At 45.3% G+C, this 20663-nt stretch carries 16 protein-coding genes; 6 read left to right on the forward strand and 10 right to left on the reverse strand.

Features of this window, described 5'->3' with window-relative positions:
- Positions 1–171 precede the first annotated feature (171 nt).
- The 3 genes from EFA69_RS03110 to EFA69_RS03120 all read right to left on the reverse strand — a co-directional run bounded on the left by EFA69_RS03110 (position 172) and on the right by EFA69_RS03120 (position 1783).
- A complete protein-coding gene (locus EFA69_RS03110; protein ID WP_123131629.1) occupies positions 172–945 on the reverse strand; it encodes an exodeoxyribonuclease III in 774 nt (257 codons plus the stop codon).
- The gene (locus EFA69_RS03115; RefSeq protein ID WP_123131630.1) at positions 946–1287 is read right to left on the reverse strand and encodes a hypothetical protein; all 342 of its coding nucleotides are present in this window, start codon (positions 1285–1287) and stop codon (positions 946–948) included.
- 145 nt (positions 1288–1432) lie between these two features.
- Entirely contained in the window at positions 1433–1783 is a 351-nt protein-coding gene (locus EFA69_RS03120) for a carboxymuconolactone decarboxylase family protein (RefSeq protein ID WP_123131631.1), read from the reverse strand.
- Between the two features lie 69 nt (positions 1784–1852).
- Here EFA69_RS03120 and EFA69_RS03125 point away from each other — a divergent pair, with 69 nt between their 5' ends.
- Positions 1853–2566, forward strand: a complete 714-nt coding sequence (locus tag EFA69_RS03125; RefSeq protein ID WP_123131632.1) for a ComF family protein — start codon at positions 1853–1855, stop codon at positions 2564–2566.
- A 71-nt stretch (positions 2567–2637) separates the two neighbouring features.
- On the opposite strand, the gene gldJ is transcribed toward EFA69_RS03125, so the two are convergent.
- A complete protein-coding gene (gene gldJ, locus EFA69_RS03130; protein WP_123131973.1) occupies positions 2638–3825 on the reverse strand; it encodes a gliding motility lipoprotein GldJ in 1188 nt (395 codons plus the stop codon).
- Between the two features lie 74 nt (positions 3826–3899).
- Positions 3900–4973: a PorP/SprF family type IX secretion system membrane protein gene (locus EFA69_RS03135; RefSeq protein WP_123131633.1), complete on the reverse strand. Its 1074-nt coding sequence runs from the start codon at positions 4971–4973 to the stop codon at positions 3900–3902.
- A gap of 45 nt (positions 4974–5018) precedes the next feature.
- Here EFA69_RS03135 and EFA69_RS03140 point away from each other — a divergent pair, with 45 nt between their 5' ends.
- Positions 5019–8036 (forward strand): AsmA family protein, encoded by a 3018-nt coding sequence (locus EFA69_RS03140; RefSeq protein ID WP_123131634.1) that lies wholly within the window; start codon positions 5019–5021, stop codon positions 8034–8036.
- A 237-nt stretch (positions 8037–8273) separates the two neighbouring features.
- Positions 8274–8972, forward strand: coding sequence for a DUF4382 domain-containing protein (locus EFA69_RS03145; RefSeq protein WP_245964481.1), 699 nt, complete (start codon positions 8274–8276; stop codon positions 8970–8972).
- Between the two features lie 114 nt (positions 8973–9086).
- Here the strand turns inward: EFA69_RS03145 and EFA69_RS03150 are convergent, their stop codons facing one another.
- The 3 genes from EFA69_RS03150 to EFA69_RS03160 form a co-directional block, all read right to left on the reverse strand.
- Positions 9087–9572 (reverse strand): DinB family protein, encoded by a 486-nt coding sequence (locus EFA69_RS03150; RefSeq protein WP_123131636.1) that lies wholly within the window; start codon positions 9570–9572, stop codon positions 9087–9089.
- A 93-nt stretch (positions 9573–9665) separates the two neighbouring features.
- On the reverse strand, positions 9666–10055 hold the full coding sequence (locus EFA69_RS03155; protein WP_245964482.1) for a diacylglycerol kinase family protein: 390 nt from the start codon (positions 10053–10055) through the stop codon (positions 9666–9668).
- 98 nt (positions 10056–10153) lie between these two features.
- On the reverse strand, positions 10154–11092 hold the full coding sequence (locus tag EFA69_RS03160) for an acyltransferase family protein (protein ID WP_394342812.1): 939 nt from the start codon (positions 11090–11092) through the stop codon (positions 10154–10156).
- Between the two features lie 769 nt (positions 11093–11861).
- Here EFA69_RS03160 and EFA69_RS03165 point away from each other — a divergent pair.
- The 3 genes from EFA69_RS03165 to EFA69_RS03175 are packed head-to-tail and all read left to right on the forward strand — an operon-like array spanning position 11862 to position 17488.
- Positions 11862–14960, forward strand: coding sequence for a SusC/RagA family TonB-linked outer membrane protein (locus EFA69_RS03165; protein WP_123131637.1), 3099 nt, complete (start codon positions 11862–11864; stop codon positions 14958–14960).
- 11 nt (positions 14961–14971) lie between these two features.
- A complete protein-coding gene (locus tag EFA69_RS03170; protein WP_123131638.1) occupies positions 14972–16600 on the forward strand; it encodes a SusD/RagB family nutrient-binding outer membrane lipoprotein in 1629 nt (542 codons plus the stop codon).
- 12 nt (positions 16601–16612) lie between these two features.
- Positions 16613–17488, forward strand: coding sequence for a DUF4397 domain-containing protein (locus EFA69_RS03175; RefSeq protein ID WP_123131639.1), 876 nt, complete (start codon positions 16613–16615; stop codon positions 17486–17488).
- 95 nt (positions 17489–17583) lie between these two features.
- On the opposite strand, the gene fumC is transcribed toward EFA69_RS03175, so the two are convergent.
- Both fumC and EFA69_RS03185 read right to left on the reverse strand, forming a co-directional pair.
- The gene (fumC, locus tag EFA69_RS03180; RefSeq protein WP_123131640.1) at positions 17584–18978 is read right to left on the reverse strand and encodes a class II fumarate hydratase; all 1395 of its coding nucleotides are present in this window, start codon (positions 18976–18978) and stop codon (positions 17584–17586) included.
- A gap of 138 nt (positions 18979–19116) precedes the next feature.
- Positions 19117–20658, reverse strand: coding sequence for a glycoside hydrolase family 10 protein (locus EFA69_RS03185; RefSeq protein ID WP_123131641.1), 1542 nt, complete (start codon positions 20656–20658; stop codon positions 19117–19119).
- Positions 20659–20663 lie beyond the last annotated feature (5 nt).

The following is a 20663-nucleotide window of genomic DNA, read 5'->3' on the forward strand; positions in this document are numbered from 1 at the left end:
TTTGCCTCAAATTAGGAAAAAGAGCCCCTAAACGCGCTTTGAGTTGCTAGTAAACAAAGAGCCGAACCAGAAATTGCTAGGTATTTACAACGGTTCTAAAAGAAAATTGCGTTTAGCGGCTCTTTTTGGAAAAATAGCCGCTAAACGCAATTACTGCTGGGTGATTTAATTTTACGCCTCTACCGGATGCATTTCCAGCAAAATTGGGCAGTGGTCAGAATGCTTGGCTTCTGGCAGAATGGCCGCTCTCTTCAGGAGCGGCTTCAGGTGCTCAGAAACCAGCAGGTAATCAATGCGCCAGCCCAGGTTCTTCGCCCGCACGTTGGCGCGGTAACTCCACCAGGTGTATTGGTGTGGCTCTGGGTTAAAGTGCCGGAACGAATCTATGTACCCGTCTTGCAAGAAGCCAGAGAACCAATTCCGTTCTTCCGGTAAAAATCCGGAGCTGTTGGCGTTGGCTTTCGGGTTGTGGATATCTATAGCCTGATGGCAGATGTTATAGTCGCCGCAAATGACCAAACCGGGCACAGTGGCCTTCAAATCCTGAATATACTGTTGAAAATCTCTGAGCCATTCCATCTTGAACGCCTGCCGGTGCTCCCCACTGGAGCCCGAAGGCATGTACACATTCAGGACGGAATAGCCTTCATAATCTGCCCGGATAACCCGCCCTTCCTGGTCATACTGCTCCATGCCGCAGCCAATGCACACGTTCTTGGGCGCAACTTTTGAGAGGATGGCCACGCCGCTGTAGCCCTTCTTCACCGCCGGGTGGATGTACACGTGGTAGCCTAGTTCCTCAAAGCAGGCCTTGTCAAATTTGCTCTCATCGGCTTTTATTTCCTGGAGGCACAGCACGTCTGGGTTAGCGGCCTTAACCCAATCCAGGAATCCTTTGGAAATAGCAGACCTGATTCCGTTTACGTTGTAGCTAATGATTTTCATTTACTTCATTTGATCAAAATACTCCAGAGCGTGCCACTTGAGCATTCGCTCCTGCTCTTTCAGATTACAGGCCGGCAGCGGCTTCACCGATTTCCAGTGCGGCCATCCTTCCTGGTCCAGCCCTTCCAACGCATAATAACCCGACAAACTCAACAGTTTGCAGGTGGCAATGTGCATCAGGTCCTGTTTCTCTTCTTTGGTGAACTCCCGTACCCCCTGCCCCAGCTCCTGCACACCAATCAAAAAAAGGATAGCGTTCAGGTCAGGCTTTTTCCCAAACATGCTTTTGATGTTCTGCCGGAGGTCGGCCCACCGCACATCAAAATCTTCTTCGTTCTCCATACATCAATTATGAGTGAGTGGTGAGAGAACATTTCTGCAGATTTCTTTCACCACTTATTGTTAGTTTACTCAAAAAGATTCCTGTTTAGGGGCTGTTTTTAGAAAAACAGCCCCTAAACAGGAATCTTCTATAAAGACAAAAGAACTAGGCTTGCTGTTCCGTTTTTAGTTCTTCCCAGTATTCTACCGCTCTGCGGAAATGCGGTATCACAATGGAACCGCCAATTAGATTGGCAATGGCAAATACTTCATACACTTCCTCATCGGTAAGGCCGCATTCAAAACATTTGCCCAGGTGGTACTTGATGCAGTCATCGCAGCGCAGTACCATGGAACAGGCAAGGCCCAACATTTCCTTCGTCTTCACGTCTAAAGCACCCTCGGCATAGGCATTGGTGTCCAGGTTGAAGAAACGTTTGATTACTTTATTGTCCGCTTCCATGATCTTCTCGTTCATGCGGGTGCGGTAGTCGTTGAATTCTTTTATTAAGCTCATTGTTGATCGGGATTATAATTGGCCCTGTAGGCCATTTCTGTAAAGTTACATCAAAATCTGCAAGAGTGTATGGCGTCTCTACAGTTGGGGTTACGCACCGTTTACCATGATTTTCTGGCCCTGCTTTTTCCGGAGGATTGCAAAGCCTGTGGAGGTGAACTTGCCGTGGGCGAAACGGTCATTTGCAGCCATTGCCGCATCAAGTTGCCTTATACCAATTTCCACCTCACCCCCTCTGATAATATTGTGCACAGGGTATTTTGGGGAAGAGTACCTGTTCAACTGGCAACGGCCTATCTTAAATTTCAAGAGAAGGGCCGGGTGCAGCGGCTCCTCCATCAGCTAAAATACAGAGGACAGGAAGAAGTAGGCAATGTTTTAGGCCAATGGCTTGGTACTGAGTTGAGCACGCAAGCTGATTTTAAAGCGGTTGAAGTGGTAGTGCCTGTACCAATGCACAAAGCCAAGCAGAGACAGCGGGGATATAATCAGGTAGAAGGATTTGCGAAAGAAATCGCGCTGGCTCTTGAAGTGCCTTTCTCCACAGACGTACTAAAGAAGAATGCCACCAAAGGCAGCCAGACCAGTAAGAACCGAGAAGCCAGATGGGAAGCCATGCGCCAGTTATACGGCATCAAGAATGTTGCCGCCATAACAGACAAACATGTGTTATTGGTAGATGATGTCATTACCACGGGTGCTACCGTAGAAGCCTGTGCGCATGTATTGCTGAATAATGGGGCTAAAGCCGTGAGCGTAGTTTCTATCGCCTACACTCTATAAATATAATTAGCCATAAATAAGAAAGGCCGGGTTATTAACCCGGCCTTTCTTATTTATGGCTTCTAAGCCAATTATTTATTTGAACCAGTGTTGATCATGGCGCAACGGAAACCGATGGTTGAAGTAGCAGAATCCTGCTCCATGTAACGACGGGTACCAGGTGACAACCAGTAAGCTACGTCTTTCCAAGAACCACCTTTGTACACGCGTACGGTGTTGGTGATTAAGGACTGGAAGCCAGCTACATCATACATAGAGGAGTCATCTTGTACCCCATTTCTACGTACTGGGTTCAGGTCTTCTACGTCTTGGAAAGAAAGCGGACGGTAAACGTCTTGTACCCACTCATTCACGTTACCTGCCATGTTGTAAAGACCGAAGTCATTTGGCGGGTAAGCGTATACATACTCCGTGATCATGGCACCGTCATTCAGTGAACCGGCAATACCAGCGTAGTCACCGCGGCCACGTTTAAAGTTAGCCAGGAATTGACCTTGGCCTTTGCCATACGGGTTCCGAACCTGATGGCCGTCCCAAGGATAGATACGTTTGTTAGTTTGGTTTTCTTCTTCGCTCAATTGCGTGCCAATCAAAGCCTGGGCAGCATATTCCCACTCAGCCTCTGTGGGGAGACGGTAGTTTGGCAGAATGGCGCCAGACTCAATTGGAGGAGTAGATCCTTCAGTGAGTTCGCCGTCATAGTTGGCTGCCAAGCCTTTATTTACCATGGCAGTACGCCACGTACAATAATCCTGCGCCTGTAACCAACTTACTCCCACTACCGGGTAGTAACGGAAGCCTGGGTAACGCAGGTAATAATTTACGTAGGGGTCATTGAAGGATAATTCACGCTCCCAAACAGTAGTATCTGGTAAGGCTTTGGCGTAGATTTCTTCAGAAGAGTCTTTCCGGATATAATGCAGGTATTCCAACCAGTGAATATTGGCCACCTCTGCTTCATCCATATAGAAAGAAGCTACTGTAACGGTACGCTCAATGTTGTCACGGGTCATGGCCACATCTTCCTCAGAAGACCCAAGGGTAGTTCTACCCCCTTCAATAAATACCAGACCAGGTCCTTCAGGTACGTCGCTGTAATCAGCTACTGCGAACCCACCATCTTCTTCATCATATTCAATTCCGGTAGCGGTACTTCTGCTCCCGGGATCTGTACTGGTAGGACGGTTATTCTTGGAGCAGGAGGAGAAAACCATAGCTCCTGCGGCCAATACGTACAATAAGTGTTTAGACAGTTTCATAAAATTGGTAAATACCAGGTAAAATTGTATTCTTTTGGTCAAATGCGGCTTTTAACACGTAAAAATATATAAAATTAAAACGCAGGGCAAGCAATGCGATTGTATTTTTTATCGTAACCGGATCTTTTAAAGATCTTGAGGTAATCCACTTTCTCAAAGGAAAGAACAAGTTCATGTGACGGGCCTATGGCAACCGGGCTTGAAGCCAGCGGGTGCCTATACGCATACCCTATCTTAACTCCTTTATGCGTAACGCCCAACAGTCCTTGTATAGTACTGGCAAGCGGTGTATTTTCTGTGCCTGGTAACAATGTCATCCCAATCCCCATAGTAACCGGTGTAACAGTTGCATAAATAGTTGCGTCTAAGCGGTTAAAGTTGCGTTGCTGTGTATACGTAAGAGTGGGAATAAAGCTAATCTCCTCAAAATGATTTTTAGCGAAATAACTTCTCACGTAAAACTTATAGCCTGTCTGTAGTTGAAAACTGGGAGCTGCTGTGCTGGAAGACATTTCCCCAACAGTAGGATTATTTAAATGATTCCCCGATAGTCCCACCCAGAACTGATTTGTGAAAAGGAGCACCCCTACTGATACCGTTAGATACGATGTTTTGTCCAAATTAAAGGTTTCAGCAGTTGGCCGGGTGACTGTTCCATTGGGGGTAAGCTGATCCTCAAATATGAGGCCGTTGGCAGAAGGCTTCTGCGACCCATACCCTATTTGCATGCCAGCACTTATATCTAGTTTTTCTCTCAGTTTGGTGTGGTACGCGTAGAGAGCCCCAATTTGTATTTTCTGATAACCACCGGCTGGTGCTCTATCCGTCATGAACGTAGCGCCTACGGCATTTCTGTTATTTTCAAACCGGTACTCGCCGCTGGCCCATTGGGTACTGAACCCGCCCTTGGTGCCTGTCCACTGAGACCTATGCCCGCCCGTGATGCTGTATTCAGACAATAATCCGGTAAAAGCAGGGTTAAGAAAAAGGCGGTGGGCATAGGGAAGAACACTGGTGGTTTCCTGGGCCAGAGCGCAAACAGAACAGGAAAAGCAAAGAGCGCCCAGCAGAAAATACTTTCTCAGGCTTTCCTGCTTAGGAAAGAACAGGCGGCACACAAATTGCAGGGGCTCCAAGAATATTTTCATTTGAAAATACCTAAACTTACAAGCTGAAAACACATCATTACCAATATGAGGAAAGTATTTATAGGGTTGGCAATATTCATTGTAGTACTGCTAGCCTCCGCAGCACTTATACCTGTCTTTTTCAAAGATAAAATCAAAGAGCGGCTGGATAAAGAAATAGCCAAAAGTATTAATGCCCGCGTCTTATACGAAACAGATAACGTTGGTCTCTCTCTCTTTAGCACATTCCCAGACTTAGGATTGAGTGTAAAAGAATTAACCATCATAGGCAAAGATTCTTTTCAGCGTGATACGCTGGCGTATTTGCCCAACTTCAGCCTGGGATTGGATTTAATGAGCGTGATTTCAGGAGATCAAATAGAGATTAAATCAGTGCAGCTGGAGGAGCCAAGGCTTAGATTGTTGGTGCTTAAAAGCGGAAAAGCCAACTGGGATATCTTTATTCCAGATACCGCCGCCACGCCAGAAGCTCAAGATACTACTGATTTCAAAATGGGTATTAACCATTGGGAGATCAACAAAGGGCAGATTGTGTACCAAGACCTCAGTATTCCGTTTGGGGTAAACGCCTATAACGTGCAACATACCGGTAGCGGTGACTTAGCCAAAGATATCTTTGACATGGACACCAAGACACAGGCAGAGCGTTTTACGGTCACCTATGCCGGAACAAACTATATTGAGAACAAGAAGCTGGACGCTGATGTAACCTTGGCTATGGACTTGGCTAATGCCAAGTATACCTTCAAAGACAATAATTTCAGGATAAATGATTTCGTGCTGGGTATGGCTGGTTCCATAGCCATGCCAGCGGAAGACATTAATCTTGATCTTACTTTTAAAGCGCTTGAGACTGACTTCCGGAATATTTTCTCATTGGTACCAGGTGTTTTTACGGAGAAATTCAAAGACGTAAAAACTGATGGAAAGGTAGCTTTCAATGGTTACGTGAAGGGGATTTTTAATGAGACGTCTATGCCGGGGTTTGGAGTAGACCTAAAGGTGAACAACGGTACCTTTCAATATCCAGATTTGCCACAGGCAGCCCGTAACATCAATATTGACATGAGTGTGAAAAACACCGATGGCAATATTGACCACACTTTAGTAGACGTACGAAAACTGCACCTGGATTTAGGTAAAAACCCAATAGATGGCCGGGTAGTGATAGACGGCCTGGAGCCGATGAAAATTGACGGGAATCTGCAGGCGAAACTAGATCTGGCTGAGATCACCAAAGTGTTTCCGCTGGAAGGTACTACCCTCAGAGGCTTGCTTGCCGTAAACGCCCAGGCCAAAGGGGTATATTTTGAGAAGCATATGCCAGTGGTAACAGCTACCCTCAACCTCTCCAACGGGTATGTGAAATCTTCTTCTTTCCCAGCTCCGCTGGAGCAAGTTACAGTGGCTGCTACAGTAGCTAACCGTACGGGCAATGCCGCAGACACAGACATTCAGATTTCCCGCTTCAGAATGTTACTGGACAAAGAGCCTTTGGAAGGTAGGGTAGCTATCAAGAACTTGGCCCAGCCTCAGTTTGATGCAGACATTAAAGGGGTCTTGGACCTCACTAAACTAACCAAAATCTTTCCCATTGAAGGAACCACCCTTAGTGGACGCTTGAATGGGAATATCATGGTCAAAGGAAAGATGACTGATGTAGACGCCGGTCGCTACGGTAATGTTCAGGCCAGTGGAACAGTGCAGATAGCACAACTTAATTATAAGAGTACAGACTTGCCACAGGGCATGCGCATCAATTCGGCCAAAGCCACCTTTAATAATGAGCAGGTCGCATTGCAACAATTAAATGGTTATCTGGGCAAGAGCGATGTGCAGATGAATGGTACAGTCTCTAATTACATGGGCTATCTGTTCTCTGAGAACCAGCCGCTCCGGGGTAACTTCACGCTACGTTCCACTAGCTTCAATGTGAATGAGTGGATGGTAGATGAGCGTACGGGGCAGACAGTATCCGCTTCTACCCAGCAGGCACAGGGTGTAGTACAGGTTCCCGCTAACATAGACATGGTGTTGACAACTCAGATTGGAACTGTGGTATATGATAACCTGAAGCTACAGAATATCAATGGTAAAGTTTCACTTAAAGATCAGATAGCCAAGCTGGAAGATGTTTCTTTTAATACCTTGGGTGGTCAGTTTTCCACTACCGGTTCCTATGACTCAAGAGATCTTATCCACCCCAAGTTCTCCTTCGGACTTGATATTAAGAACCTGGATTTTCAACAGTCCTTTAATGCTTTCAATACCATTCAACACATAGCACCCATTGCTAAATTGCTGAAAGGCGAATTCTCCACCAAATTCAATCTAAATGGTGAATTGGGGAGTGACATGATGCCTGTTATGAGCACCCTTACCGGTAAGGGAATGGTGGAAGTGGTAGAAGCCGTAGTTTCCAATGTGAAGGCCTTAAGCAAGATCAGCCAGTTGACTAATTTAAAAGAAGTTCAGAACTTCTCTTTGAAAAACCGTGGCTTTGCGGCCGAGATTGTGGGCGGTAACCTGGTGGTGAAACCCTTTGATTTTTCAGTGGGTGATATAAAAATGACTGTGGGGGGCACCAATAATCTTTCTGGAAAAGTAGACTATGTAGTGGCTATGGATGTACCCTCAGGCAAAGTAGGAAGCTCATTAGCTAGCAAGATTACTGGTTTAACGGGCGCCCAGAACCTGAACAGCCTGGAGCGGGTAACCCTGCAGTTAGGCGTTACGGGCACCTACAATGATCCGGCCGTTGCCTTGAAAGGCAGCAGCCTTAAAGCAGAAGCCTCTTCTATTGTGAAAGAAGTAGTCTCCAGTAAACTGGAGAATGTGAAAGAGAAGCTAAATGTGAATGTGCCTACTAACAGAGACAGCATTAACGCAGAATTGGCAAGGCGTAAACAAGAAGCTGAACTGAAAGCCCGGCAAGAACTGGAGAAAAAGCGCCAAGAAGCAGAGCAGAAGCTGAAGGAGGAGGCTAAATCACGGTTGAACAAACTTTTAGGTCCTAAAAAGCCTGTAAGTACACCGCCTGTAGATACAACCAAGCAACAATAGTCTTTTCACTTGGCATTAAGTTTGTTCCAGGCTTGCTTCTATGAAGCAGGTCTGGAACAAACTTTTTAAGGGACTTTCCTTCTGGCAACTACCACGTACAAGGGCCTGCTATCATAGGATAATATTTCACCCTAATATTTTTACATGAAGAAGAGTTTCTTTTTTGCAATGCTTTGGACTGCAGTCTTCGGATTTTCATCTTGTTCAGATGAGGCAGACCCCGCGGGATCGGCACGTATGGAAGTGCGGCTAACCGATTCTCCCGGTGATTATGATGAGGTTAACATAGATATCCGCTCCGTACAGATACACCGGGAGGCTACTGATGATGGTACTGGCTGGACCACTCTAGAGCATATCACTCCCGGAGTATACAACCTTCTAGACTTTGCCAACGGCCGTGACACGCTCTTGGCCAGCGCCACTCTTCCCGCCGGGCGTATTTCTCAGATAAGATTAGTGTTAGGTGAGAACAACACGCTCAAGTTAAAAGGTGAGCCAAACAGACGCCCGCTTACCACACCAAGTGGCCAAACCTCTGGTTTAAAGCTACAGATCAATGCAGACCTGAAATCTGATGTCACGTATGTAGTCCTGTTAGATTTTGATGCCGCTAAATCAATTGTGCCCCGTGGCAACAGCGGGCAGTACAACCTTAAGCCGGTCATCCGTACCCTAACGCAGGCGATTGCTGGTGGCATTAGAGGCAACGTTACCCCGGCGGCTGCCAAGCCAGGAATCTTAGTGATTTCTGCCGCTAACGACACCATTGGCGGTTTCACCGATGATGCCGGGCGGTTCCTGATCAAAGGAGTACCCGCCGGGATATATAAAGTACAGTTCAGCGTTACTGAGCCTTATCAAGGAAAAGAACTCACCAACATTGTAGTGACTAATGATCAGATCACTGAACTACCAACTGTGAACCTGGACTAAAGAATATACCTTCCTAAAAGAAGAGGGGGAGAAGCTTTTGAAGCTTCTCCCCCTCTTCTTTTTTATGATCTGTTTTTGCCCAGTTTTCAGAAAAAGGGCCGCTAAACGCACTTATCAGATCTCTAAGTCCTGCCCGTACTGAATACGCACATAAGTTACATAATCTGAGTTAATCGGCTCATGGCCTGCTAACCGAAGTTCACGGGCTACTTGCCCCCGGTGGTACGTGGCATGGTTAATAGCATGGGTAAGGATATCCTGTACTTTGGTAGAATAAGCTTTCCCTTGGGTATTGGTATAGTCAATGGTGCGGTTCAGTTCTGCTTCATCTGCGTTGGCGTATAGTTCTACCAATTTTGGCGATGTCTGCTCGTGCAGGCGGTGCAGTTCTTCCAGCGTGTGCCGTTGCAAAACCGTAACCGGGCTTTTAGTGCCGGTAATACGGGCAATCCAGATGGCTTGGGCATTCAATACGTGGCTGAACATAAGTTGGGCATAGTCTGGAAGATCGCCTTCAATGCGGTCCATGCTTTTCAGAACCCGGGCGTTTGCCCAGACATTATATTCCGTTAGGTTCTTGAGTACGTCGTTTGATGTCATATAAGAATAAGAAAAGTAAACACACAGAAGAAGTTTGTGCCGTTCAAAATTGGGCAAAAGTAGTAAACGCGCGGTTTAGAAAGAATGTTTATTTCATTTTTGAAACAGAGCCCCCAAGTAAGGGAAGAACACCAGCAAACCTACTAAGGAAGCGGTAATGGAAGCTACCAAAACAGCGCCCGCCGCTATATCCTTTGCCTTGCCCGCCAACAGATGATGCCCCGGCGATACCAAGTTAACCACCACTTCAATGGCGGTATTGAAGAGTTCAGCCATCCAGACCAAGCCTATGGAGAAACAGACAAGGGCCCACTCTATCTTGGAAAGACCAACATAAAACCCAACGGCTACCACTGCCCCAGCTGATAATACATGCCATCTCAGGTTGATCTCTGACCGGAAAGCCGCCGCAATTCCCTTAAAGGCATAGCCAAAGCTATTAAGGCGTCTTCTTATAAAAGCAGGTCGTCTTCTTTCCATCATGAACGCATACGAAAAGAAAGCGGAAGCAGGTTTGTGGCCAGCTTCCGCAACTATGGTTAATAAGGTTAGGGAATAACAGTAGCGTTGTAGAGCAAGTACTAAACTTTGATGATGATGTTCTTTCTATACATGATCCAGAGGATGATCATCCAGAAGCCAATCCAGGTGAGCGCCCACGCTAGTGATGCATTGTAAGGGTCTAAATGAGGAGTATAGAAAGTCTCATACAGATAGGTCTTGCTGTCTACTTCTCCTGAGGCTGTCTGTACCTTGATCATCCCCATGATACGGGGAATCAGGCCTGATAAGAAGAACACCGTAATCGCATTGATGCCATAAACCAAAAATGGAGTAGTGAACTTCTGGTACCCTTTTACATCAATAAGCCAATAGCAAAGCCCTAACCCAAGCATAGCCAATCCGGAGGTATACAGCACATATGAGCTGGTCCAAAGGCTTTTATTGATAGGAAAATGTAGATCCCAGATTAGGCCCAGGCAGGTGCAGATCACACCCCATACCATTAGCCACGCAATCTTGTTTCCGGCATCGTCTTTCTTCTTGAGCCACTGCCCTACCAGTACTCCCGTTAAGGCGGTAGCCACGGCCGGAATAGTGCTCAAAATTCCTTCAGGGTCCCATACTTTAGTAGACTTCCATAAGTGACCAGCCAGTAATTTATAGTCTAGCCACGCAGCCAGATTGGTAGTAGGCTGTAGATTGGCTAGACCTATACCCGGAACGGGTGCAAACATCATCACTGCCCAATACCCTATCAGTATAACTGCAATAGTCATGATTTGGGTGCGTCGTTCCGTCTTCAGAAAGATGATACCAGCTACAATGAAGACAATCCCTATGCGCTGGAGTACACCCGGTATACGAACAGTATCAAATTCAAACTTTGGGAACAGTGACAGGAACATGCCTAAGGCAAACAGCGTCAAGCCCCGTCTGATGATTCTTACTATTGTTTGGGTGTGTTTCTCATGGGTGAGCTTGGCTCCGGACAACGCATAGGCTATGGAAACTCCCACTATAAATAGAAAGAATGGAAAAACCAGATCTGTAGGCGTGCACCCATGCCAAGCCGCATGCTTCAACGGCGCATAAATCTTTCCCCAGCTCCCGGGGTTGTTCACCAGAATCATGGTTAGTACGGTTATGCCCCTAAATACATCCAGAGACAGGAGCCTTGTTCTAACAGGTTTAGTCTCTTGCAGAAGGGGTTGTTCTAAACTGGGGGCTGAGGTGGGGAGAATTTGCACGGGTGGATGTTAAGAGTGTGAATCTAAAAGATCAAATTAACTTTTTGCTTCCTTCCGCTAGAAATACTCTTAGCAAAATAAACTGTGCCATAGATAGAGTGTTGAAAAGCTTAAGTGTAAGAGAGTTTTACTCATACTAGCTACAAAAGCAAATTTGTTTAAACTTATGCAGAAAGTTTGTAATGGAGATATCTTAGCTTTAATAATTAAATTAAAATCTTCCTTGTATAAAAGGAGTATCTTAGTTATTTTCAGCATTTCTTCTAGTTTCATAAACTCGATACGGACAATATTTCTGTAACTAAAGGTCTAGTTTATAAATTTTATTAAAAAGCTTTGATTTTTCTTTTACTAATTAAAAAGATCAAAATAGAATTCGATATTTAATAAATTTATAATATTGTGCCTGTTTTATAGAAGCCTTTAAATGTTTGTATTCCTCTCTAACTCAGGAAAACTACTTTTGCTTATGATATAACTATCTCTTTTTTATTCCGATGACCAACAACAAAACAATCATTACCTAAACCCTTTTTTTATGAAAATACTATTACGGCTAATGCTATTTACTTTGAGCTTATGTATTGCTCAAGCTGGTTTTGCCCAGAGCAAGACCATTACCGGGAGGGTGACTTCCTCCGAAGACGGCTCTGCTATGCCCGGCGTGAGCGTAGTTTTAAAAGGCACAACCGTAGGTGCTTCTACAGATGGAAATGGCCGTTATTCCATTCAGGCTCCAGTGGGAGGAGTCTTAGTGTACAGTTTTATTGGGACCATCGCTCAAGAGAAAGTTGTGGGTGCCTCTAATTCTATTGATGTTATTTTGAGAGCTGACTCTAAAGCAATTGATGAAGTTGTAGTAACAGCATTAGGTATTCAAGAAGAAAAGAAATCATTGGGCTACGCAATTACTGAAATCAAAGGGGCAGATGTAGCGCAAACACAGCGGGAGAATTTTGTCAATGGTTTAGCTGGGCGTGTGGCCGGAGTTGAGGTTACTTCTACTTCTGGTTTACCAGGTGCTTCTTCCTCTATTGTCATTAGAGGTATTAGTTCTTTGAGTGGTAATAACCAACCCTTATTTGTGGTAGATGGGTTACCTATCAGTAATAACACTACCTCTACTAGCGTGTTGGCTTCAGCAGGAGTTACTGGGAAATCTTTTGAGAACAGAGGTGTTGATTTTACAAACCGTGGAGCTGATATAAACCCTGAGGATATTGAGAGTATTACTGTACTTAAAGGACCAGAAGCTTCTGCCCTATATGGAATTGAAGCTGCTTCAGGGGCAATAGTGATTACAACAAAGCGTGGTAAAGCTGGCCAAGGCCGTATTAACTATAGCTATAACACTAGAGTTAGCAAAATCACAAGACTCCCGGAGCGTCAATTAGTATATGATAGAGGCGTTAATGGTTATACAGCTGAGGGTAATGAGGAAGTTAGATATTTTGGAAGCAAATTCCCTGAAGGGACACAGTTCTATGATAATATCGAGAGCTTTTTTGAAACAGCTATCCAACAAAAACATAATGTTTCTTTTACAGGAGGAAGTGACAAAACTCAATATCGAATTTCAGGAGCATACACAGATTCTAAAGGGTATGTTCCTAATACAGGTCTTGATCAAATCAATTTATCCTCTTCTATCTCTTCAACGTTGAACAGATTCATCAATACGGATGTAACTTTCGATTATACTAGATCTGACAATAACAAGTCCTTTACCGGAGCAAATGGAGCATTCCTGCATTTAATGCTTTGGCCAGTAACAGATGATGCCAGTAATTACCTGACTCCAACAGGAGGAAGAAGAGATTATGCTGGTGCTTTCTCTAATGATGTTGAAAATCCTTTCTTTAACGTCAATAAAAATAAATTTAATACGCTCACAGATAGATATAGAACCAATGTGTCGTTAACCATTGATCCTACAAACTGGTTTAAGTTCGTGGTTCAAGGAGGGGTAGACTATTATACAGAGAAGACAACTATTGTACGTCATCCAGAATCAAATACCGGGAAGTCATATGGGGGACTTTTTGATCAGTCAGTAGGGACTACACGCAATCTCACCCTTCAGTACTATGGTGCTTTTAACAAAGCATTCTTCAATGACAGGTTTAGGGTGAATTTTAGGTTAGGAAGTATGGTACGGGATTATAATACCTTTACTGCTTCTGCTAGTGGAGAAAGATTTCAAGCTCCCAATCTTTACTCAATCAACAACACTCTACTCACTTCACAGAGAGCTTTCAACAACCTATGGCAGTATCGTAACATTGGTGCATTCAGTCAGTTAACATTAAGTTATTCTGACATGTTATATTTGACTGTAACAGGACGTAATGACTGGACTTCTACCCTTCCGGTGGAGAATAATTCATTCTTCTACCCGTCAGCAGCAGTTAGTTTCGTATTTACAGAGTTAGCACCTTTTGCAGGAATCAAGGACATTCTTTCATACGGAAAATTGAGAGGATCCATAGCGCAGGTAGGTAAAGATGCAAGGCCATATAGCATTCGGCCTTTCTATGAAACAGCAACAACTACAGGTGGAGGTTATAGATACGGTTTTACAGGGCCAAGCTTTGGTTTAGAGCCAGAAATGACAACTTCATATGAATTTGGAACTGAATTGAAGTTTTTCAATGATCGTTTTGGCATTGATGCAACTTACTTTAGTAAAACATCTGAAAAGCAAATAGTTAAAGATTTGCGCCTGAGCTATGGAACAGGTTTCGTTTTGTCTACCTTCAATGCTGGAGAAATTAAGAATGAGGGAATTGAGTTACAGATGAATGCTTCACCTGTAGTACGTCCTAACTTTACTTGGGATGTAGCTGCTAACTTTACCAAGTTCTGGAGTGAACTTGTAAGTTTACCTGAAGGTGTAACAGAGTTTTATAATTCTGATACCTTTCTCTATGGAAACGTGAGAGCAGGAGCAAGACCAGGAGGGCCACTTACTACATTTACCGGATATGACTACCTAAGAAACAATAGAGGTCAGTTAATCATTAATCCAACAACAGGCCTTCCCTCAATAAAAGAAGAATGGATTGTTGTAGGTGATAAGAATCCAGATTTTACCGTAGGGGTACAAAATACTTTCACATACAAGAACGTATCATTAAACTTCAATGTTGACTTCAGAGTTGGCGGAGATATTTATAATGCTACTGAGCACTACATGGTAACCCGCGGTATTAGCCCTAGAACCTTGAGTCGTGAGACGCCTAGGATTGTTGATGGAGTATTACAAGATGGGTTAGAGAATACAGATAATCCTACAAAGAATAACATTCCTATTGATGTTTCTAGAAACTCATCTTACTGGAGCTCTATCTATTATAATAACACATTTATAGAAAAAGACATCAATTGGGTACGATTAAGAGATATTACTTTAAACTACCGTTTACCTTCTGCTTTATTACAAAGAATAAAATTCATCAAAGAGTTTAACATCTATGTAACAGGAACAGATTTGTTTATTCTTACAAACTATTCTGGGCTTGATCCTATAGGAGCTGGTACATCAGCTGCTACTGGCGGTGCAGGAGGTGTGGGTATGGATTATGGGAACTTCCCAACACCTAGAGGACTAAACTTTGGAATTAGAGCAGGATTTTAACTAAAAGTTACATGAAGAGAATAATATATATATCGCTTATAGCTGTATGTACCCTTGTATCTACTAGCTGTGAGAATTGGTTAGATGTTAATACTAACCCTAATGGTCCAGATGCTATCTTACCACCAGACTTGTACCTGCCACAAATTCAATCTGAATTGTCTGTGGCTATTCAATGGGATGCTAGATATGCGGGTCAATATACGCAAGATTGGGTTTCTACAGGTGTAGATAATGTCTTTGACGCCCATGGGCACCCTACTTCCAGTGATGCTTATTCTCAATTATGGAGAGCGGTCTACTTCAGCATGGGTTATAACCTCATAGACATGATGAATAGTGCAGAGGCATCACAAAAGTATGATTTTGTGGGAGTAGGCCACATACTCAAAGCTTTAGGATGGCAAATGCTCACAGACTATCATGGAGAAATTATCTTATCAGAAGCTTTTACTCCTGATCAAAGAACATTTGAGTATGATAATCAAGAGTTTGTATACAATGAAATTAAAAAGGAGCTACAATTAGGTATTCAAAATCTTGAAAGAACAGACGGAATTGATGCAAATGGTTCTGGTTTAAGAACCGCAGATTTAATTTATAATGGTGACCGTTCAAAATGGATCAAATTTGCATATGGTTTACTAGCTATCAATGCCAATAGACTTACAAACAAGAGTAGCTATAATCCGGATGAAGTAATCACCAATTTGAATAAATCATTTACCAGCAATGCAGATGACGCTCTTATAAGATATGAAGGGACAAACTCTGCTAATGCTAACTGGTATGGGCCCATCAGAAACAACTTAGGAGCATTAAGGCAATCCACTTTTATAATTGGCTTACTCAATGGAACGAATCCATCTTTGATGCCTGCTGCGAATGATCCAGTTTTAACAACAGAAAAGCTAAATGATCCTCGTATTGCTGCAATGATGGCACCTGCCCCAGATGGTAAATACAGAGGGCTTACCCCACTTGCTGGATTAGGATCTGTTGTGGCAGAAAGGCCCAATACATTTTGGGGAACAACTTCTGGTAACGTAGTTACTCCAAGCAGTCAACAAGTGTACTTGTTTGGAAATGCTACTCCACATCCTATCATGACCTATGCTATGCTTCAATTCATAAGAGCAGAGGCAGAATGGCGTAAGGCAAAAGGAGCTTCACAACAAGCACTGGATGCATATAAAGCTGGAGTTACTGCTCATATTGATTTTGCACGTCAATTTGCAGTAGACAAAGCACTATATGATCAAAGAAGAACTGCTTACTTAGGCAGTGAAGAAACAATTCCAACTACTCCTGTTGGTCTTACGCTCTCAAAGATTATGTTACAAAAATATATTGCAACTTGGGGTTGGGGACTAGGAATGATGGAGACTTGGTCAGACTTTAGGAGATACCACTATAATGTTGATGTAGTGCCAAATGATGGTATTACTACTACAGGAGTGTACACAGGGTTTGTATTGCCATCAGCATTAGCAGTCAGCAATAATGGTCAGCTTGCTTATAGAGCACGGCCAAGATTCAATTCAGAATACATGTGGAATAAAGATGCCCTTGAAAAAATAGGTGGTTTTGATCCTGCGTTCCATACATTTGAAACTTGGTTTAGTAAGCCTAGCGAATAAAATTTTAAAGATATGAGATATATACTCACTAGAACATTTGCGCTACTAGCTGCAGTAATCATGCTGGGAGCTTGCGAGAAAAATGAGCTTCCAGAGATTACAGAAGCTTACAATGTCAGTACTAAGGCTAAAGTGAAGTTCTTCTTTCATTCACAGGGAGCACCTGCTGCGGCATTCTATGTGAATGATGTGAAAGTTACTGCCATTGCCCCGGTTGCAACAGGTGCAACAGCCGGGCAGTTAAGGGGTCAGGGTTTTGGTACAGTATTCCCCAATAACAATTATGCAGAAGTGGATGCCGGTAGTTTTAAGATGCGGGTAATAGATGTAGAAGCTTCTAAAACAGCTGGTCAATTGGTTGAATTGACAGCTAAAGAAATTACATTAGAGCCAGCTACTTTTTATTCAGCCTATTTTGTAGGTGTACCAGCTACAGCTACTTCTCCTGCAACGTATGAGATTCATTTGGCAAGAGATAATCAGCCTGTATCAGATTTTAGTAAAGTTTGGTGGAGATTTGTTAACACTATGGCAGAAGCTCCCTTTAAAGTAGATGCTTATGCCGTGAAAGCGAAGGTTCCGGCTACGGCTACTGCGCCTGAAGTGCCTGCTGTAATTGTACCTTTAGGAATGAATCTAGATTATAAACAACAAGGTGACTATGTACAATTGCCTGTTGTCGGTACTTGGGTTTTCAAAGTGTATCCTTCTGGAACAACGTATGACCCTGAAACCTCAGCACCGTATATTTCTCACTCACTTGCTGTAACTAATTCTCATTTTGGGCGTGTTTATACAACCCAAATAAGGGGTAAATATGAGGCTCCAGTTCCTCCAAGTATAACTCCTGTTACTACGGGCAAAATTGACTATTGGAGAGAAAGATAATCCACCCAAAAGCTTAAAACGAAGAAGCCCCCTCTGTATAAGAGGGGGCTTCTTCGTTTTAAGCATGTTTTTGCCAAATCAGGTCAAAACCGGAATTACTTCAAGCTACCAATCATATCCTCAGGCCGAACCCACTCCGTGAATTGCTCATCGGTCAACAAGCCTAAGTCAAGGGCAGCTTGGCGGAGGGTAGTGCCTTCTTTGTGGGCTTTCTTAGCAATTTTGGCGGCATTGTCATAACCTACGTGCGGGTTTAGGGCGGTTACCAGCATCAGAGAGTTCTCTAGCTGGCGCTTGATCACCCCGTGGTTCGGTTCTATGCCTACGGCGCAGTGTTTGTCAAAAGAATCACAGGCATCGCCAATAAGGCGGGCGCTCATGATGAGGTTGAAGATCATGACAGGCTTGAACACGTTCAGCTCAAAATGGCCGTTCATGCCACCTACAGATACTGCTACATCGTTCCCCATTACCTGGGCACACACCATGGTCATGGCTTCGGCCTGGGTTGGGTTTACTTTACCAGGCATGATGGAAGAACCCGGCTCGTTTTCTGGGATGATGATTTCGCCAATACCGGAGCGCGGACCAGAAGCCAGCAGACGGATGTCATTGGCAATCTTCATGAGACTCACGGCCAGTTGCTTCAGGGCACCGTGGGTTTCCACAATGGCGTCATGGGCAGCCAGCGACTCAAATTTATTCTCGGCGGTTTTTAAAGGAAGGCCAGAGAACTCAGAGATTTTCTTCGCCACCAGTTCGGCGTAGCCTTTAGGCGTGTTCAGGCCGGTTCCTACCGCTGAGCCACCCAGTGCCAGTTCGCTTAAATGGTCTAAGGTGTTGCGCAGGGCGCGCGTGCCGTGGTCTAGCTGAGACACATAACCAGACAACTCTTGACCCAACGTGAGCGGGGTGGCGTCCATTAAGTGGGTACGGCCAATCTTCACCACGTTCATGTACTCCTGCGCCTTGGCATGCAGGGTGTCGCGGAGTTTCTGTACCATGGGAAGGGTATGCTCGGTCACAATCTTGTAGGCCGCAATGTGCATGGCCGTAGGAAAAGTGTCGTTGGAGGACTGTGACTTATTTACGTCATCATTGGGGTGAATCTGCTTTTTCTCGTCCATCAGGTCGCCGCCCAGCAATACGTGCGCGCGGTTAGCCACCACTTCGTTCACGTTCATGTTGCTTTGGGTACCAGAACCCGTCTGCCATACCACCAGCGGGAATTGATCGGCTAATTCACCGGCCAGGATCTCGTCGCACACGCGGCCAATGATTTCGGCTTTGTCCTGGGAGAGAACGCCCAACTCAGCGTTGGTGTAAGCGGCGGCTTTCTTCAGGATAGCGAAGGCCTCAATGATCTCAGTGGGCATCAGTTGGCCACCAATGGTGAAGTTTTCTTTGGAACGTTGGGTTTGCGCTCCCCAATATTTATCGGCGGGTACCTCTACCGGACCCATGGTGTCTTTCTCTATGCGTATGCTCATGTCTGTTAGAAAATGGTTAATACTTTAGATGCCTCAAAACTACGCAATTATTCATAAAAAACGGGCGACTGACTAGCCACCCGTTTTACGCCTGATTTGGGAAAAAGGCCGTCTAAACGGCTTAAGAAGCTTCCTTCTTTATTTCTTCCGCTTCCCTCCTACTGTATTGGACAAACCACTTTCATTGTGCAGGCGGTCTGCGGCGGTTACGGCATAGATAAAACCCTCACCGGCTTTGGCCGAGGTGTCTGTGTAGGAAGCCTCGCCATGGTGAACCGCCAGAATATGGGCAGGGTTCTCCAGATTGATGCGTTGGCCCTTAGTTACACGGTAGATAACGTAATACCGCGCGGTATTGCCGTCTGAGGCGGCTTTGGGAGCCGTCCAGCACAGGGAGACGCCGGCCGTGGTGTTCTGCACTTTCAGGTCTGTGGGTGCCAACGGCGGAATGCTATCCAGCCAGGGCATGGTGGGCAAGAGCGCCGGGTTGGCGTAGTAATGCTGGCGCAGGCTGTCCTGTACGCCCAATGGGTTTGCCATCACAGATTTGGAGCTGAAATACACCTGGCCGTGGGCGTTGGGGGTGGCACGGCTCAGGCGTATCTGCCTTCCGCTTTCCCGCGGGTCTGACCATTCTTTGAACTTGGTGTCACTGTTGACTTTGTAGGTGCCCAAGCCTATGTAGGTGTGTTTCCCGAAGCTGTTCTTCGCCCACCAGTCCAGCATTTTGGCGTAGTCTGCAATGGGATAGCCAATGTGGAAGTAGATCTGCGGCACGTTGTAGTCAATCCAGCCTTTCTCCAGCCAGCCTCTTATGTCTGAATACAGGTCATCGTAGTTGTTGATGCCTCCCTGGGTGTCTGAACCGCGCGGGTCCTGCGACAGGTTGCGCCAGATCCCGAAGGGGCTTATCCCGAACTTCACGTACGGCTTCTCTTTCTTGATGCTGTCAGACAGGACCCTGATGACCTCGTCTACGTTGTGGCGGCGCCAATCTGCCTTGCTGGCAAAGCCGGAGCCGTATTTGGCGAAATCCTCATCGTCTGGGTAAGGGTCTTTGGTGGGGTACGGGTAGAAATAATCATCGAAGTGTACGGCGTCAATGTCATAGTGGCGCACCACGTCCATAATGATGCCAATGATGTATTCGCGCACTTCGGGCAGGCCGGGTTTAAAGTAGTACTTGCCGCCGTATTGCACAAACCACTCAGGCTTGGTTCTGGTGATATGGTCTTTGGCGATCTTAGCACTGATGGTGTCATGCGTGGCCCGGTACGGGTTAAACCAAGCGTGAAACTCCATGCCGCGCTTGTGAGACTCCTCAATCTGGAACGCCAGCGGGTCGTACGGCGGATTGGGTTCCTGCCCCTGTTTGCCCGTGAGCCAATGCGACCACAGTTCTTTCTTGCTGCGGTAAAGGGCATCGGTGGTGGGGCGCACCTGCACCACCACGGCGTTGATGCCGGTTTTCTGGTGCTCGTCCAGAATATAGCGGAACTCCTGCATCTGGGTCACAGGTGAAAGTCCGGGCTGGCTGGGCCAGTCAATGTTGGCCACAGAGGCAATCCAGACGCCCCTGAACTCGCGCTTGGGCGAGGGCTGGGCATGAGCCGATGAAATCAAAAGGGCAAACAGAACCGCCAACAGCGCGGTTGGCTTCAGGAGGAGAGGTTTTCTCATAGCGG

Origin of the sequence: Rufibacter immobilis (assembly GCF_003721565.1) — a bacterium.
In the GTDB taxonomy this organism is placed as follows: Bacteria; Bacteroidota; Bacteroidia; order Cytophagales; family Hymenobacteraceae; genus Nibribacter; species Nibribacter immobilis.

What these genes read in the sequence shown, in the direction of transcription:
- EFA69_RS03155 (WP_245964482.1), bottom strand. Translation starts at nt 10,055, where the DNA reads ATGATGGAAAGAAGACGACCTGCTTTTATAAGAAGACGCCTTAATAGC.
- EFA69_RS03135 (WP_123131633.1), bottom strand. Translation starts at nt 4,973, where the DNA reads ATGAAAATATTCTTGGAGCCCCTGCAATTTGTGTGCCGCCTGTTCTTT.
- EFA69_RS03185 (WP_123131641.1), bottom strand. Translation starts at nt 20,658, where the DNA reads ATGAGAAAACCTCTCCTCCTGAAGCCAACCGCGCTGTTGGCGGTTCTG.
- fumC (WP_123131640.1), bottom strand. Translation starts at nt 18,978, where the DNA reads ATGAGCATACGCATAGAGAAAGACACCATGGGTCCGGTAGAGGTACCC.
- EFA69_RS03110 (WP_123131629.1), bottom strand. Translation starts at nt 945, where the DNA reads ATGAAAATCATTAGCTACAACGTAAACGGAATCAGGTCTGCTATTTCC.
- EFA69_RS03165 (WP_123131637.1), top strand. Translation starts at nt 11,862, where the DNA reads ATGAAAATACTATTACGGCTAATGCTATTTACTTTGAGCTTATGTATT.
- EFA69_RS03140 (WP_123131634.1), top strand. Translation starts at nt 5,019, where the DNA reads ATGAGGAAAGTATTTATAGGGTTGGCAATATTCATTGTAGTACTGCTA.
- EFA69_RS03120 (WP_123131631.1), bottom strand. Translation starts at nt 1,783, where the DNA reads ATGAGCTTAATAAAAGAATTCAACGACTACCGCACCCGCATGAACGAG.
- EFA69_RS03125 (WP_123131632.1), top strand. Translation starts at nt 1,853, where the DNA reads ATGGCGTCTCTACAGTTGGGGTTACGCACCGTTTACCATGATTTTCTG.
- EFA69_RS03170 (WP_123131638.1), top strand. Translation starts at nt 14,972, where the DNA reads ATGAAGAGAATAATATATATATCGCTTATAGCTGTATGTACCCTTGTA.
- EFA69_RS03115 (WP_123131630.1), bottom strand. Translation starts at nt 1,287, where the DNA reads ATGGAGAACGAAGAAGATTTTGATGTGCGGTGGGCCGACCTCCGGCAG.
- gldJ (WP_123131973.1), bottom strand. Translation starts at nt 3,825, where the DNA reads ATGAAACTGTCTAAACACTTATTGTACGTATTGGCCGCAGGAGCTATG.
- EFA69_RS03175 (WP_123131639.1), top strand. Translation starts at nt 16,613, where the DNA reads ATGAGATATATACTCACTAGAACATTTGCGCTACTAGCTGCAGTAATC.
- EFA69_RS03145 (WP_245964481.1), top strand. Translation starts at nt 8,274, where the DNA reads ATGGAAGTGCGGCTAACCGATTCTCCCGGTGATTATGATGAGGTTAAC.
- EFA69_RS03150 (WP_123131636.1), bottom strand. Translation starts at nt 9,572, where the DNA reads ATGACATCAAACGACGTACTCAAGAACCTAACGGAATATAATGTCTGG.